General features: G+C 67.8%; 11 protein-coding genes. 5 read left to right on the forward strand and 6 right to left on the reverse strand.

Annotated elements, in window-relative coordinates; all coding sequences use genetic code 11:
- Positions 1-49: 49 nt before the first annotated feature.
- The gene (yccS, locus tag FB547_RS25165) at positions 50-2,263 is read left to right on the forward strand and encodes a YccS family putative transporter (RefSeq protein ID WP_261380380.1); all 2,214 of its coding nucleotides are present in this window, start codon (positions 50-52) and stop codon (positions 2,261-2,263) included.
- Between the two features lie 13 nt (positions 2,264-2,276).
- Here yccS and FB547_RS25170 read toward each other — a convergent pair whose 3' ends face one another.
- The 4 genes from FB547_RS25170 to FB547_RS25185 form a co-directional block, all read right to left on the reverse strand.
- Positions 2,277-3,179, reverse strand: coding sequence for an amidohydrolase family protein (locus tag FB547_RS25170; RefSeq protein WP_145746380.1), 903 nt, complete (start codon positions 3,177-3,179; stop codon positions 2,277-2,279).
- Positions 3,180-3,857: 678 nt separating this feature from the next.
- The gene (locus FB547_RS25175) at positions 3,858-4,784 is read right to left on the reverse strand and encodes an alpha/beta hydrolase family protein (RefSeq protein WP_186454246.1); all 927 of its coding nucleotides are present in this window, start codon (positions 4,782-4,784) and stop codon (positions 3,858-3,860) included.
- 8 nt (positions 4,785-4,792) lie between these two features.
- Positions 4,793-7,960: a CapA family protein gene (locus FB547_RS25180; protein ID WP_145746382.1), complete on the reverse strand. Its 3,168-nt coding sequence runs from the start codon at positions 7,958-7,960 to the stop codon at positions 4,793-4,795.
- A gap of 182 nt (positions 7,961-8,142) precedes the next feature.
- Positions 8,143-9,096: a GlxA family transcriptional regulator gene (locus FB547_RS25185; protein WP_145746383.1), complete on the reverse strand. Its 954-nt coding sequence runs from the start codon at positions 9,094-9,096 to the stop codon at positions 8,143-8,145.
- A gap of 108 nt (positions 9,097-9,204) precedes the next feature.
- On the opposite strand from FB547_RS25185, the gene FB547_RS25190 reads away from it, so the two are divergent.
- Entirely contained in the window at positions 9,205-10,203 is a 999-nt protein-coding gene (locus tag FB547_RS25190) for an SLAC1 anion channel family protein (RefSeq protein ID WP_145746384.1), read from the forward strand.
- Positions 10,204-10,251: 48 nt separating this feature from the next.
- On the opposite strand, the gene FB547_RS25195 is transcribed toward FB547_RS25190, so the two are convergent.
- Positions 10,252-11,178, reverse strand: coding sequence for a protein NO VEIN domain-containing protein (locus FB547_RS25195; RefSeq protein WP_145746385.1), 927 nt, complete (start codon positions 11,176-11,178; stop codon positions 10,252-10,254).
- A gap of 86 nt (positions 11,179-11,264) precedes the next feature.
- Entirely contained in the window at positions 11,265-12,263 is a 999-nt protein-coding gene (locus FB547_RS25200; RefSeq protein ID WP_145746386.1) for a LysR family transcriptional regulator, read from the reverse strand.
- A gap of 102 nt (positions 12,264-12,365) precedes the next feature.
- Between FB547_RS25200 and FB547_RS25205 the strand changes: the two genes are divergently transcribed.
- The 3 genes from FB547_RS25205 to FB547_RS25215 are packed head-to-tail and all read left to right on the forward strand — an operon-like array spanning position 12,366 to position 15,278.
- Complete coding sequence (locus FB547_RS25205) at positions 12,366-13,571, forward strand: pyridoxal phosphate-dependent aminotransferase (RefSeq protein WP_145746387.1); 1,206 nt, start codon at positions 12,366-12,368, stop codon at positions 13,569-13,571.
- 17 nt (positions 13,572-13,588) lie between these two features.
- The gene (locus FB547_RS25210; RefSeq protein WP_145746388.1) at positions 13,589-14,578 is read left to right on the forward strand and encodes a Bug family tripartite tricarboxylate transporter substrate binding protein; all 990 of its coding nucleotides are present in this window, start codon (positions 13,589-13,591) and stop codon (positions 14,576-14,578) included.
- A 10-nt stretch (positions 14,579-14,588) separates the two neighbouring features.
- Positions 14,589-15,278: an RraA family protein gene (locus tag FB547_RS25215; protein ID WP_145746389.1), complete on the forward strand. Its 690-nt coding sequence runs from the start codon at positions 14,589-14,591 to the stop codon at positions 15,276-15,278.
- Positions 15,279-15,359 lie beyond the last annotated feature (81 nt).

Here is a 15,359-nt window from a genome sequence, read left to right on the forward strand (position 1 = left end):
GGCCGCAGAACAGGCCGCGCGCTGGCACGCATCGTGCAAAACGATGGCAATGTCTTCTCTCTCCCTCGATCTTTTCCACCAGCGGCTTCGCCGGATGGCCGGCCACGCCCAGCCGCTGCGGGTGTTGCTCACGCTCGGCAGCCTGATGGCCATCGGCAGCCTCAGCGGGCATGCGGAAGCCATGATGCCGCTGTTCCTGGGTGCCATTGCCAGCGCACTGGCCGAAACCGACGACAGCGGCCGGGGCCGGTTGCGCGCGCAGGCCGTCACGCTGGCATGCTTCGCGGCGGCGGCGCTTGCGGTGGTTTCGTGGATCGACCACCCCCTGCTCTTCGTCCCGGGGCTGGCGCTGGCCGCGTTCTCGCTGACGATGCTGGGCGCGATCGAGCCTCGGTACAAGGCCGTCGGCTTTGCGACGCTCGCGCTGGCGATCTACGCCATGCTGGGCATCGACGGCAGCGCGGCCGCCCCTGGCGGCACCGGCCGGCTCGGCGAGGCGCTGTGGCTGCTGGCGGGCGCGGCCTGGTATGGCGTGTTCTCGGTGGCGTGGTGCACGCTCTTTCCGGCGCAGCCGGTGCAGGCGCAGCTGGCGGGGCTGTTCCGCGTGCTGGGCGACTACGTGTGCTTCAAGGCCTCGCTCTTCGAGCCGCTGCGCGGCATCGATATGGAGCGCAAGCGGCTGTCGCTCGCGCAGCTCAACACGCAAGTGGTGGGTGAACTCAACGCCGCCAAGGAAGGCATCTTCCGGCGCATCGGCAGCACGCGCGCGCCCACGGGCCGCATCGTGCGCTACCGCGGCCTCTACCTGATCGCGCAGGACGTGCACGAGCGCGCGACCTCCTCGCACGAGGACTACAACGCGCTGGCCGATGCCTTCTTCCACAGTGACCTGCTCTATCGCTGCCAGCGCGTGCTGGCCCTGCAGGGCGAGGCCTGCCGGCGGCTCGCCCTGTCCATCGAGCGGCGCGAGCCTTTTGCCGCCGATCCCGCCACCGGCCACGCGCTCGCGGAACTGCAAAGCGCCATCGATCACGAGCGCGCGCAGCTGCGCGAACCGCGCCGGGTAGCGCTGCTCGCGTCCGTCGAGGCCATGGCGTGGAACCTGGCACAGCTCGAGCGGCAGCTCGCCGGCGCCACCGAGCCATCGGCCCGGGCCGGGCGCGCCGACATGGGGTTGTTCGACCGCTCGCCACGCTCCGGACGCGAGATGGCGGAATGCGTGCGGCGCCAGTTGACGCCGCGCTCGGCGCTGTTCCGCCATGCGCTGCGGCTGGCGGTGGCGCTGGTGGCCGGCTACGGCGTCATGCTGCTGATCCACCCGGTGCGCGGCTACTGGATCCTGCTGACCACGCTGTTCGTCTGCCAGCAGGCCTGGGGCGACACGGTGTCGCGCGTCGGCCAGCGCATCGCCGGGACGGCGCTCGGCGTGGTGGCCGGCTGGGCGCTGCTGGTGCTCTTTCCGCAGCCCTGGGCGCAGTCGCTCCTCGCGGTGGCCGCGGGTGTGTTCTTCTTCGCCACGCGCGCGACCCGCTACCTGCTGGCGACGGCCGCCGTCACGGTGCTGGTGCTGATGTGCTTCAACCAGGTGGGCGACAGCGACGCGCTGATGGTGCCGCGCCTGATCGACACCGCCATCGGCAGCCTGATCGCCGCGCTCGCGATGCTGCTGGTGCTGCCGCACTGGCAGGCGCGGCGCTTCAGCGATCTGGCGGCCGCGGCGCTGCGCAACCATGCGCACTACCTGCGGCAGATCGCGGACCAGTACCGCTCGGGCGCGCGCGACGACCTGGCCTACCGGCTAGCCCGGCGCAACGCCCACAACGCCGATGCGACGCTGTCCACCGCCGTGTTCGAGATGTTCCGCGAACCCGGCTTCGTGCGGCCGCGCGCGGGCACGGCGCTGCGCTTCCTGATCCAGTCGCACACGCTGCTGAGCTACCTCTCGGCGCTCGGCGCGCACCGCGTGGCGCTGCCTGCGCCGCAGCAGCTGGAAGCGCTGCGCGCGGAAGCCGAAGGCGCCGCGGCGGCGCTCGATGCGCTGGCGTCGTACATGGAAGGCGGCTCGCCGGATACCGGCGAAGCGAGCGCCGAGCCCGTGGATCCTGCGCCGCCGGAAACAGTGCCCCAGGAAAGCGATGCCAGCGGTCACGCGGCGAAGCTTTTCCGCACCGAGCTGGCGCTGGTCCGGCAGCAGATCGAGGCGCTGCGCGAACAGGCCGGCCGATGGCTGCAGCCGCAGCCGGACGACGCGCCCCGCAACTGAGCGACCGAACCGCTCAGCGCAGGTCGAACAGCGCGGCCGCGTTGCCCCAGGCGATGCGCCGCGCCACATCGGGGGGCAGGTCGCCGAGCCAGGTGCGGTAGCCGCGCATGATCTCGTCGTAGGCGCTCCAGCGCTGGTTCACCCAGGTGTCGGAGCCGATCATGAAGCGCCCCGGGTACTTGAGGATCAGCGCACGCCACTCGGGGCACAGCCTGCCGCCCTCGCAGGTCAGCCCGGGCCGGTACGAGAGTTCGCCCATCAGCAGCGGATAGCGTTCCAGCAGTGCCTGCACCCGCTCGATGGGCGCGCCGCCGATGCCGGTGTGGGCCCAGATCAGGCGAAGGTCCCGGCCCTTCGACGGCGCGTTGGCCATCAGGAGGTCGACCGCCACGTCGTCGACATGCGCGAGCACCGCGAGCTTCTGGCGCTCCGCCAGCGCGATCAGCTTCTTCGCCACCGGGCCATTCGCATTGGCGCTGTCGTACAGGTGGAACTCGCCGAGCCCGCGGTAGGGTCCGCTCGCGGTGCCACGCGCCAGCTCGGCCTGCACCATGTCGTGGATGGTCTCGTCGCGGAACCAGTTGCTGTAGTCGTCGCGGTTGCGGTACAGCCGCACGAAAGGCACCACGGTCACGCCTGCGTCGCGGGTTTCGCGCGCGGCAGCCAGCGTTTGCGTGCCTGCGTTGGGCCGCGAATTGGCAATGATGGCCGTCACATTGTTGCGCTGCATGCGCGCGATCGCCTCGGGGGGCGGATAGGGGCCGGTGTTGCCGTCCCAGGCTTCCTGGTTGTAGTGCAGGTGCGTGTCGAACAGCGGGCCGGCGTAGGGCGACGGGTTCTCCGCAGCCTGGGCGTGGGGCGCCACGGCGAAGCAGGTGGCCAGGACAAGGGCCGCGACGGACGTAGCGGTTTTCATGTGTTTCGTAAGGGTGGAACCCCGCCCATTTTGAACCTGCCGAACGGAGCGGCGAGACGATGCCGAAAAGCCCGAACCCGGTTCGCTTCCGAGATTGGCTGATTTCAAGGTCGATCCAGAAAGGCTCCAGGCCCACTTTCTGGACCGTCTAGCAATCGAGCGAAACGGCTGATCAGCCATCGCTGACTCTGCAAGTACCTTGACGCCTTCGAGGACGACTGGGAGAACGCACGTACGTTCTAAAGTTCGTGTTTCGAGAGACGGGCAACCGCTGATTGATTCGACCAACCTGACAGTCGGTGTCCCGAAAAATCGAGGCCTGAAGCAGCCATTCGTGGTCAGTCTCACCGTGGACTCAGCGCTGGTGATGCAGTTTTGAGCGCGACATCCGATTGGTCGAAGGGAAGCGGAGTAAAAAAGAGCCGGTTGGGCGCTACTTCTTCAACGCATGTTCACTCGAATTCATCCAATATGTGGGCCATGAGTTCAATGCGGCAAGCACATTGCTTTAAGGCTTTGGGATTACAAAATGCGGGCCGGCTTCAAGTAACTCGCGACTCGCGCGCCGACTGGGCTTTTATCTGAACGATCAAGCAGAATTCATTGCTGCGCCCCGCGTTGCTCCCGCAGAGTGGCGTTGGTGCAGGGCCCCTTGAGCTCCGGCCGCCTTCGTTCGCTCTAGTCGCCTCGCGCGCAAGCCGCAGCCTGGCGAAACCCTGCCTCCTCGCGCATGTCGTGATATTCCGGCGGCCTGCCCTCGGCTTGTCGCACTTCAGCCTGGTGCCCGGCTCGCTGCAGCGCATTGGCGAACTCAACCTGCAGCACGAAGGGCGTGACGGTGTCACGCGGGTCGCCAAGCACATAAACCGTCCGACGCGGGTCGTGCACCACGCCGGCCACATGCGCAAGTGGGTCGTACATCGCACGCGCGAGAACCTGTCCCCGCTCGACCGAGGGTGCTGGACCGCCCTGGATGCGGTTGATGCGCCAGCGCTCCAGGTAGTCGAAGGCCGCAGAGGTGATGACCGCGCACCGCAGGTCGGTCCGGCCCATCGTGAGCATGGCGGCCGCCGCTGTCGCCCCTCCGCTATGGCCCCACAGCACCAGGCGCCCGATACCATGGCGGCGTCGCAGCAGATCCAGCCCCGCGTACAGAGGTTCAAACTCCTCGGTCATCCGGCGGCGCAGCCGGTGGTCACCCGAAGACCCATACGTGCCAGGACGGGCCAACATCACCACGGGCACAGCGGCTTGGCGCGACAGCCGCTGCATGGCCGCTATCTGCGCCTGCGCCGTGTTAGCCGGAATCTGGTCGGGTGGCACGCGCAGCAGCTTGTCGCGATCGCCCGTGAGGTACACGATGGCTGTGCCCGCGCCCTGCAGGCCCGCCGATGCAAAGTAGCGAAGACACACATTGCCGCTGGCAAGCGGCAACCACAGATAACTCTCCTCGTCCGGGCACGCGTCACGGCTCGCTCTCTGGCTCCAGGGCAATGGTGCATCGGGTGCCAGCAAAGCCCATGCGGGGCCGGGGGCCAACCAGGTTGAAAGAGCGGCGCATGCCAGGCGCAGCAGGACGGGAAGAAGAGATGAGGGTTGACCCATAGCAAAACTCACCGTGGCGTCGTCTGGCACAGCGCCTGAAGTCTCGGAAAGACTTCGCCAAAGTCCGAGTCGCGGCGCGAGCCCTTGATCAATAGCGCATCGCCATCTTGCAGATGTGCATGCAGCCATCGCGCCATCGCGTCAGCGGTTTCGAAATGCGGTCCCAGGCGTTCAGGCGGTAGCTCGTCGCGCATGTGCAACATTTCTTCGCCATGGGTCAGTACCAGCTCGACGCCGTTCTGCAGAAGAGGCTTGGCCAGGCTGCGATGGAGTTCCGCAGCCATGTCGCCCAAATGCACGATGCGTCCCAGCGCGGCCCACTTGCGGCTGTTGCGCTTGAGCGCCAGCACGCCGAACGCGTGGACCATGGAAGCGACCTCTGCGTTCCAGCTGTCATCAAGTACGTCGGCACGCCGACCGTCCCAGGCCAGGCTGTGCCATTGCAGCCGGCTCTGCGAGGAGGCCATGGCACCCAGGCGCGCCATGCCGGCTTCCACGTCACGGCCCATCGCATGCAGCACCGATGCCACGGCCAGGGCGTTGGACACCATGCCCTCGCCAGGTATGGGCACATAGAAGCGGAAGATCCCGGCGCCAATCCGAATGGTGGCCCAGGAGCCATCGGGGCTGGCCTCCACATCTGTCAACCGCACCTCGCAGTCGACGCCGCGTCCGTAGACGATGCTGCGACTCGCGTGTCGCCGCGCCTGGGCCCGGACTTTCTCCAGGTGCGGCAGGTGATCACCGAATACCGCGACTGCCGCACCCTCGAGACCGTCGAACACGCGTGTTTTCCACTTCACCACGTCCTCGGTCGAGCGCACAAGCCGTTGGGTCTGCGAATGGGCGATGGCCGTGATCAGCGCGATCGTTGGGCGCACTTGGCGCGTGACGGGGCCGCGGTTCATCCAAAGTGCGCTCTGCGCCACCTCGACGACGGCGGCCTCATGGTCTGGCGCAAGGCTGGCCAAGGTGGTGGGCGCGCCCACGCGCGAGTTGTAGTTGTCGATGCTGCCCAGCACACGTTCGGGGCCCCCGAGGGCCTGCACCAACATGCCCAGCGTGCTGGACTTACCCACCGTGCCTGTGACGGCAACGACCTCGCCGCGGTAGCGCGCGCGGGCCGCGAACCCCAGCTCCATCACCGCGCGGATCGGGTCATCGACCAGCAGCAGCGGCAGGTCCGGCGACAGCCCTGGCACGGGCCGCGACACGATGGCGCCGGCAATGCGTTCTTGCAGGCCGGGCAGCAACAGGTGTCTGTCCTGCGAACGGGCGGGCGGGTTGGTGTGCTGCTCATGGCGCATGCGCTGCGCCGTGGTGTTGGCCACGAAAAGCACCGGCTGCTGCCGGAGCGCCACATGGTTGGCACCCGAGACCACCGATCGCACAAACCAGCCTCGCGGCGGTTCGACAAGCCATCGTCCGCCCGTGATGCCGGCGAGTTGGGCCGCGTCCCAAGTCTGCCCGGGCACGCTGCGCAGCAGCGCCTCGTCGAACGCCGTGCGGTATACCTGCGGTGCAGAAATCTCTGCGGGCGGAAGATGCGCTGGCGGCGCGGCATCGGGCCGGCCGGGGATCGCCACATCGATGAAATGGTCCAGGTCGTGTACGTACATCCGCTCAAGCCCCTGCACGAGGGCCGCCTGCAGCTGCAGGCGGCCGTTGAACAGCTCGCTCAACGGTGGCGGGCGAAGCGGACACAGGTCCACATAGATCTGCCCCGGCTGCCAGCGACTTGTCGGCCAGAGCCAGTCACAGGGATCGTGGTCCATGCCCAGGCCCCAGTGCTCGCGCTTGTGCGGCCCCATCGGCACCGCGCGCAAGTCCAGCCGCAAGTCATGCTCCACCGGCGCATCGCAGCACCAGTAGCTGCGCAGCCAAAGGCTTTGCCGCTTGGTGAGCGGCGTTTTGGACTCGACACTCAGGCCCAGCAGGCGCAGCGGGCCAAGCTGCAGTGGCTGGGTCAGGCGCGCTTCGGTGGGTACCTCCTGCACTGATGCATCGTCCGGCATCGGCTGCGGTGCGCGGATGGCGCGCAGGTCGTAGCCCGCGGGAGGCGGCAATGAGCGCCTGGCGCGCGCCGGGCGCGCGGGCGGCGCCAGTTCAAGTGACGCGGTGCCGTCCTCGCGCAGCAGCAATGAGGTGCCCATGGCGTCGCACAACCTGGCGTAGCGTTCCGCCGCCGCGCTGCGGGCCTCGCCGGCCAACTCGGTGCTTTGGCCGAAGCCAACCTTCACCGGCACGAAGACGACGCGCTCAACACCGCCGGCGCCGATCTCGAGCTCGAACACGCCGCCGACGCCGCCGTCGTTGCGCTTGGCGTCGAAAAGCAGATCGCCAGCATCGAAGATGATCGGGCGGCCCTGATGCGTGCCGATGCCTTGCAATCTGTGCGCAGAGGCGCCCAGTACCGCGTCGGCACCGATTTCGATCAGTGTCTTTCCCAGCGCGACCTGCGCGGCCGCAGGTTCGTCTCGACGGTTGTCGCCCCAATGCACCGCCACCAGCACTACGTCTGCTTGTTCACGGGCCTCAGCGATGCGGGGCCCGAGCATGGCCCGCCAAGCTTCAGGATCGGCCAGAGGCAGGTGCGCGCAGCCCGGCGAAGTGGGTCCGGCCGCAAAGCGCCGCTGCGTGCTGTCGACAGAGAACACCGCCACCGTGAACGGCCCGGCCGACGCCAAGGCCGGACGCAGCGCCTCGTCCGCATTGCGACCACTGCCGCATTGAGCGATGCCCGTGCGCTCAAGCCACTGCAGCTGTTCCAGCACGGCCTGCGGGCCATAGTCCCCGGAATGATTGTTGGCAGTGCTGACCATGCGCACACCCGCTGCGGTAAGCACCTCCAGCATGGCCGGCCGGGCGCGAAAGTAATACGGACCCCCTTCGCCCTTGGCTACGGCGCGGTGACCGCCGGTCGCCACCACGCATTCCAGATTCACAATGCTGAGGTCGGCCTGTGATATCGCACTCACTGAAGCCAGCGCTCGCGACATGCCCAGACGCGCTGCGATGTAGTGCTGACGGCGACCCAGATTCACGTCGCCACCCCATAGCACCACCGGCCCTTTGCGAGGAGAAACGGGTGTGCGCGCGAAAAAATCCGGCACTGCAGCAACACTGCCGGTAGCCAAGGGCGCCGACGCCGGGTGTGCAGTTAAGAAATGGTTCATGCCGGCGAGCTCGGAAAACGAGCCGGAAGGTCACACCCTGAGAATTTATCAGTCCACACACCGATGTTCCATGAGGTTTCGTAAGCCTAATCTGGATCCGCAGCCACACGCTGCATTTCCGATCCTAGCGGGGATCAAGTGCAGCGCATCCGCGGCAGGCATGACGGCGCCGCACTCCGCCTTCATTTCGCGAATCGCCTTCGATACTCCACGAGGCTCACGCCAAGGCGCCGGCCGAATGCGCGCCTGAAGCCGTCCACGTTGGCATAGCCCACCTCGTCGGCCAGGCGCTTGGCCGGCAACTGCGACTCCTCGGCCAGGCGGCGGGCGGCATCGATGCGGGCGTTCTCGACGAACTCGGCCGGCGTGGTGCCGGTCTCGCTTCGAAAGATCCGCGCGAAGCTGCGTTCGCTCATGCCCGCCAGCGCGGCCAGCGCCGGCACCGACAGGTCGTCCTTCAGGTGCGAAAGCACATGGTCCTGCACCTGCCGCACGCTCGAGCGCTCGGAGGTCTGGGCCGCCAGGTGGGCGCTGAACTGGCTCTGGCCGCCCGGGCGCTTGAGGAACATCACCAGCTCGCGCGCCACGCGCAGCGCGAGTTCGCGGCCGTGGTCCTCCTCCACCATGGCGAGCGCCAGGTCCATGCCCGCGGTCACCCCGGCCGAGGTGAAGAGCTTGCCGTCCTTCACGTAAATCGCGTCCGGCTCGACGGTGGCCAGCGGATAGGCGGTGGCCAGCCGCGCGGTGGAGTTCCAGTGCGTGGCCACGCGCTTGCCGTCCAGCAGCCCCGCGGCCGCGAGCACGAAGGCGCCGCTGCACACCGAGCCGTAGCGGCGCACCGTGCGCGACTGGCGCCTGAGCCAGCCATGCAGCGCGGCATCGCCGGCCGCGGTGCCGATGCCGGGGCTGCCGGCCACCAGCAGGGTGTCGATCGGCCCGCGCTGCGTGGCAACCGTGGCGTCGACGGCCAGGCGCACGCCGCTGCTGCTCTTGAGCAATCCCCCCTCGGTGCCGATCACCTGCACCTGGTAGGCGCGCGGCCGGCCGAGCTGGCGCGCCGCTTCGGCGAACACATCGGCCGGCCCGGCCACGTCGAGCAGCTGGACACGGGGAAGGGCAAGGATGGCGACGCGCATGGCAGTGAAGGCTCTGTAATTGGCAGAAAACGCCGTGCCGCGGCGCCCGCAGCGCAGGCAGTTTGGCAGAAACTATCCATACCAGCAAATTCAGCCAACGAGCCCATCATGCAGAACGAGTCATTGAATCCGCCCTTTCCGGTTTTCTCCCCCACCAGCGAAGCTTCGCTGCGCCACCTGCCCGTCAACCTGTTCGGCTCGGTCATGGGCCTTTCGGGGCTGGCGCTGGCCTGGCGGTTCGCACACGGCAGCCTGGGTGCGCCCGCCTTCATCGGCGAGGCCATCGGCGCCTTTGCGCTCGGCGTCTTCGTGCTGCTGGCGCTGGGCTACGCCGCGAAGCTGGCCAGGCATCCACAAACCGTGCACGCGGAATTCCACCACCCGGTGACCGGCAACTTCTTCGGCACCATCGTCATCTCGATGCTGCTGCTGTCGGCCGTCATCGCGCCCTACAGCGCGCCTGCCGCGCATGCGCTGTGGACGCTGGGCGCCATTGCGACCTTCGCGCTCAGCCTGGTGGTCGTCTCGCGCCTGCTCAAGGGCCGGCTGGACGCCGCGCATGCAGTGCCGGCCTGGCTGATTCCGGGCGTCGCCACGCTGGACATCGCAGTCACCGCGGGTCATGACCCGTCCATGGCCTGGGCCGCGGAGCTCAACTTGCTGGCGATGGCCGTGGGCGCGGTGCTCGCGCTGGTGCTGCTGGTGCTCATCGTCGGCCGGCTGGTGCACCAGGCCCCGCTCGCGCCGGCAATGACGCCCTCGCTGATGATCCTTGTGGGGCCGTTCGCGGTCGGCTTCCTCGCCTACACGAACGTCACGGGCAGCATCGACCGCTTTGCCGCGCTGCTTTTCTACTTCGCGCTCTTCCTGTTCGCGGTGCTGGCGCCGAAGGTGTTCCGGCCGAGCATCAATTTTTCCGCGGGATGGTGGGCGATCGGCTTTCCGATGGCCGCGCTGGCCAACGCGGCGCTGAAGTACGCACAGCTGCGGGGGACCGCGCCACTGTGGGCCATTGCGCTCCTGCTGCTGGGGCTGCTGAGCGTGGCGCTGGCGGTGCTCACCGTGCGCACCCTGCGCATCGCATTCAACGGCAAGCTGTTCATGTGAGCCAGGGCTTTCCCGGCGCGCTGCCGCCACGAAAGCAGCGGCTTCCCGCTAATCCAGCGGCTCGAATCCCGGCGCCTGTTCCATTTCGGAAGGCTTGTAGATCTTGTGCTGCGCCGCGGTGCCGATGGCATCGGCAACCACCAGCAGCCGCCAAAGCGGCTCGCGCGCCGAGCTTGCACGCTCTTCGCTCGTGAGCCGGAAACTGGGCACGCCCGTGGACGTGCCCTTCACCACCACCCTGAGAAGCGTGGCGCCCTTCGCGTTCGACACCTCGAGGTCGTAGCCGAGCTTCCGGCTGGTGACGTCCTCGGCCTTGTAACCGTAGCCCTTGAAGTGGCGCATCACGTAGTCCATGGCGGCGGCCTGGACCTCTTCCCGCGAGGCTGACCGCTCGGCAGCCGCTGCGCCCGCGTCGCCGGCCGCAGCGACCGGCACGCTGCCCCGCGCCTTGGCTGCCTGTATGTCGGCTTCGCCGGGCACCCAGCCGCGCGCACCGCGCACCAGGACCGCGAGCTGCTGGTCGGAATCCCAGGAGGCGACATGCCATTCGGCGTCGTCGCGCACCCGCGTGGAGACCTTCGCGCTCTTGTTGCTCTCGAGCTCGGCAATGGCAACCCGGTTGGTCTGCAGCACGGCGCGAAAGCCCTGGCCTGCATCGACGGTGCGCTTGAGCAGCGCACGGCGGTCCTTGGCGCGCTGGATCTGCTGGGGGCTGCGCACGCCGCCGCCGACGCGGTGCTGCGTGTCCAGCGACTCGAGGCAGAACCAGCGCCCATCGGCGCCGATGTTCACGAATTCGGCCCAGATGGTGGCAATGACGTTGTCGCCCGTCGCGAGCCAGGCGTGATCGAACGGCTTTTCCCGCGCATCGAAGACACCCATCTTCGCGACGATCTCGACCGGCGTGAGCCGCGGTCCTGACAACCGCATCTCATCGATGACGGCGAGCACTTGGGGGTCGACTTCCTTGTCCATTCAGCGGGGTCTCTGGCGAGTTCGGGGGGTGGGAAGTATGCCGCATCGGATGCGGGCCGGCACGCGCGCCGGTCAAGGCCATGCCGCTAGCCTCTTGCCGGCTTCTTTTTCACGCCCTTGCGTGCAGGCCGCTGCCGCAGGCCCGAACTCGTGCCCCGCAGCGGCCGGGCCGGGGCCACGTCGTGCTGGCTCGCCCGCAACCTGAAATCGCAGGTCTTGACGGCCAGCTCGACGATGCGCGCCAGTGCGGGGCTGGAACTGTCGCTCCGATAGACCGCGCTGTAGACCAGCGGCGGCGGCATCGGATCGCTCTTCACGACGCGCAGCACACCATTCTTGATGTCCGGGCGGACATAGTCGAGCGCAAGCTGGCTGATGCCGAAGCCGCTGATCGTCAACTCGCGCAGGACCGTCGTGCTGTTGGTGAGCAGGACCTTGCCGAAGCGGAAACCGTGCTCCGCGCGCCAGGCCTCGTAGAACTTGTTCTTCGAAGCGCCGGCGGGCTGCTCGATCACCGGATAGTCGGCAAACTCGTGCGGCGCCAGGGCCCGTTGCGGAATGCCGAGCCGCGGGCTCGCGATCCAGGCCTGGTCGACCTGCCCGACCTTGATCGATTCGAACGCCTGGCCCCAGTAGGTGCCCGGCATGATGGACAGGTCGAGCTTGTTGGCTTCGAGGCGCTCGAAGAGCGTCAGCCCCGCGTCCACCACCGGCTCGAGCGTCACCTGGGGGTGCAGCTTCTGGAGCAGCTGGATCAGGCGTGTGAGCCACGTCATCGCAATCAGTTCCGTCACGCCCACGCGGAATGTGCCGCGCAGCGTCTTGTCCACGCTGATGTCGTGCTGGATGCGCTGCCACAGGCGATGGGCTTCCTCGGCCAGCGGCAGCAGCTCGCGGCCGGCCTGGGCCAGCTCCAGCCCGTGGGAAGTGCGGTGCAGCAGGGTCCCGCCCAGCGACTCCTCGAGTTCGGCCAGGCGCTTGGAGATGGCCGACTGCGTGGTGTGCAGCTTCACCGCCGCCGCGCTGAAGCTCTGGAGCTTGGTGCTGAAGAGAAAGGCCTCCAGCTGCTTGAAGGTGAAGTTCATTCCAATGGAATGTAAGCCCAATGCTCCGCAGGAAAAAAAGGAATACCTCGATGCTCCGATTTCTCGTTTGTCCCGCGACGCATGGCCTTTGATACTGCGCCCATGCTCCATATCGCTCCCCGGCTCCATCGCATCAAACCTTCCCCCAGCTCCATGGCCGGCCAACGCGCGCGCGAACTGCGCGCCATGGGCCGGGACATCCTGAGCCTGACCGCCGGCGAGCCCGACTTCGAGACACCCGGGCACATCAAGGAGGCGGCAACCCGCGCCATGGCGGCCGGCCAGACCCGCTACACCGACGTCGGCGGCACGCCGGCGCTGAAGGAGGCCATTGCCGCCAAGTTCCGCAACGAGAACGGCCTGGACTACGCGCCGGGCGAAATCATCGTCGGCACCGGCGCCAAGCAGGTGATCTTCAACGCGCTCATGTGCACGGTGGCGGCGGGCGACGAAGTCATCGTGCCCGCCCCCTATTGGGTGTCGTACCCGGACATCGCCCTGCTGGCCGGCGGCGTGCCGGTGTTCGTCGACTGCCCGGCCGCCCACGGGTTCAAGCTCCAGCCCGCGGATCTCGAGCGCGCCATCACCGGCAAGACACGCTGGCTGATGCTCAACTCGCCGAACAATCCGAGCGGCGCCACCTACACGCGTGCCGAGCTCCAGGCGCTGGCCGAAGTGCTGAGGCGCCACCCCCACGTCTGGATACTGACCGACGACATCTACGAACATCTCATCTATGGCGATGTCGAATTCGCCACCATGGCCCAGGCGGCGCCCGACCTGAAGGACCGCACCCTCACGGTGAACGGCGTCTCCAAGGCCTATGCGATGACGGGCTGGCGCATCGGCTACGGCGCGGGTCCTGCGGAGCTGATCAAGGCGATGGTCAAGCTCCAGTCGCAAAGCACGTCCGGCCCCAACTCGATCGCCCAGGCCGCGGCCATTGCGGCGCTCGCGGGCCCGCAGGACATCGTTGCCGCGAACCGGCGCGAATATCAGCAGCGCCGCGACACGGTGGTTGCGGCGCTCAACGCCGTCGACGGCATCCATTGCCAGGTGCCCGACGGCGCCTTCTACATCTTTGCTTCGTGCAGCGCGCTGTTCGGCCTCTGCACGCCCAAGGGGGTGAAGATCGGCAGCAGCGACGACTGGATCATGCATTTGCTCGATGCACAGGATCTGGCCGCGTTGCAAGGCAGTGCCTACGGCGTGCCAACGCACTTCCGGCTCTCTTTTGCCGCCAGCACCGAACAGCTGCTGGAGGGCTGCCGCCGCATTGCGCGGGCGCGCAACGAACTTGTCGTCTGAATGAACCAGGAACAGCCATGAACGTCCGATCGCTTTCTCCCAAACTCCTGCCGTGGCTCGTCGCCGGCACCGCCTGGCTGTGCGCCGCCCATGCGTTCGCGGCCGATCCCTTTCCGTCGAAGCCGGTGAAGATCCTGGTCGGCTTTTCACCCGGCGGCTCCAACGACGTCGTGGCGCGCCTGATCGCACCGAGGCTGGCCGAGGGACTCGGCGCGCAGGTGCTGGTCGACAACAGGCCCGGCGCCGGCGGCAACATCGCGGTCTCGGCCATGCTCACGGCGCCCGCGGACGGGCACACGCTGCTGATGTGCACCACTGGAACCCTGTCGATCCAGCCGCACGTTTTGAAAAGCATGCCCTTCGACCCCGAAAAGGACATCGTGCCGGTCACGCAGGTCACCAACGCGCCCTACATGCTGATGGTCAACGCGACGCTGCCGGTGACCAGCGTCAAGGAACTCGTCGCCTACGCCAGGCAGAAGCCGGGCGAGCTCAACTTCGCCTCTTCCGGAACCGCGACGGGTGGCCACCTGGCGGGCGAGATGCTGAAGACACGCGCAGGCATCGACATCGTCCACGTGGCCTACAAGGGAACCGGCCAGGCCATGACGGATCTGCTGGCGGGCCAGGTCTCCATGATCTTCGACCAGCCCGTCAGTTCGATGCAGTACGCGCGCTCGGGCAAGCTGCGCGCGCTGGCGGTGGCCAGTCCGCGCCGGCTGGCGGCATTCCCCGACATTCCGACCGTGACGGAGGCCGGCATTCCCGACTTCGAACCCGTGACCTGGGCGGGCATCTGCGCGGCCAAAAACACGCCGCCGGCCGTCGTCGAGCGCATCCAGCGCGAAGTCGCCAAGGTGCTCGCGATGCCCGACATCGCCAAGCGGCTCGCCGCCGATGGCCTGGAGCCCGTGGGCAGCACGCCCGAGCAGTTCCGTGCGTTTCTGGCCGCCGACAAGCGCAAGTGGGGCCGCGTGGTGAAAGACGCCGACGTCAAGGCCGAGTGAGAGCAACGACATGAAGAGCCAATCCCCCGATATCGTGCGCGACTTCCCGCGCATTTCCCCTGAGCTGGTCGCACAGGCCTCCGCGTTCCAGCCCGCCATCCTGGCCGACGTCGCGGGCCGCCGCGGCGCCCTGCACGGCCGCATCGCGGCCCTGCGCCACCGCATGAAGCTGGCCGGCAGCGCGCTCACGGTGGAAGTGCGGCCGGGCGACAACCTGATGATCCACGCCGCCATTGCGCTGGCCAGGCCGGGCGACGTGCTGGTGATCGACGGCAAGGCCGACCAGACCGCCGCCCTGATGGGCACCATCATGATGAACGCCTGCCGGCAGGTCGGCATCGCCGGCGTGGTGGTCGACGGCGCGGTGCGCGACAGCCTCGAGATCGACGGGATGGGCTTTCCCGTCTTCTCGGTCGGCACCAATCCCAACGGCCCGACCAAGCTGGCCTCAGGGCGGATCGGGCACCCGGTGTCCGTCGGCGGCGTGACCGTGCGGTCCGGCGACCTCGTGGTTGGCGATGCCGACGGCGTGGTCGTCATCGAGCGCGGAAGAGTGGAAGCGCTCCTCCAGGCCGCAGGCAAGAAGGTCGAGGACGAAGCCGCGCGGATCGAGGCGATCAAGAAAGGCAACACGGCCGCCAAGTGGCTGGACGCCGCGCTGCGCAGCGCGGGTGTGCTCAAGGAAAACGAGACGCTCTAGCAAAGCGCAGAGGGAACAATCGGCAGCCGAACGCCACGACCCGCACCGCCCTTGACCCGACAGTGAACGGTCTTCAACCTC

The sequence above is a fragment of the Variovorax beijingensis genome (assembly GCF_007828835.1).
Classification (GTDB): Bacteria; Pseudomonadota; Gammaproteobacteria; order Burkholderiales; family Burkholderiaceae_C; genus Variovorax; species Variovorax beijingensis_A.

Bases quoted from the DNA above. Each gene is read 5' to 3' on its own strand.
- yccS (WP_261380380.1), top strand. From the start codon at position 50: ATGTCTTCTCTCTCCCTCGATCTTTTCCACCAGCGGCTTCGCCGGATG.
- FB547_RS25175 (WP_186454246.1), bottom strand. From the start codon at position 4,784: ATGGGTCAACCCTCATCTCTTCTTCCCGTCCTGCTGCGCCTGGCATGC.
- FB547_RS25200 (WP_145746386.1), bottom strand. From the start codon at position 12,263: ATGAACTTCACCTTCAAGCAGCTGGAGGCCTTTCTCTTCAGCACCAAG.
- FB547_RS25205 (WP_145746387.1), top strand. From the start codon at position 12,366: ATGCTCCATATCGCTCCCCGGCTCCATCGCATCAAACCTTCCCCCAGC.
- FB547_RS25170 (WP_145746380.1), bottom strand. From the start codon at position 3,179: ATGAAAACCGCTACGTCCGTCGCGGCCCTTGTCCTGGCCACCTGCTTC.
- FB547_RS25195 (WP_145746385.1), bottom strand. From the start codon at position 11,178: ATGGACAAGGAAGTCGACCCCCAAGTGCTCGCCGTCATCGATGAGATG.
- FB547_RS25210 (WP_145746388.1), top strand. From the start codon at position 13,589: ATGAACGTCCGATCGCTTTCTCCCAAACTCCTGCCGTGGCTCGTCGCC.
- FB547_RS25180 (WP_145746382.1), bottom strand. From the start codon at position 7,960: ATGAACCATTTCTTAACTGCACACCCGGCGTCGGCGCCCTTGGCTACC.
- FB547_RS25215 (WP_145746389.1), top strand. From the start codon at position 14,589: ATGAAGAGCCAATCCCCCGATATCGTGCGCGACTTCCCGCGCATTTCC.
- FB547_RS25190 (WP_145746384.1), top strand. From the start codon at position 9,205: ATGCAGAACGAGTCATTGAATCCGCCCTTTCCGGTTTTCTCCCCCACC.
- FB547_RS25185 (WP_145746383.1), bottom strand. From the start codon at position 9,096: ATGCGCGTCGCCATCCTTGCCCTTCCCCGTGTCCAGCTGCTCGACGTG.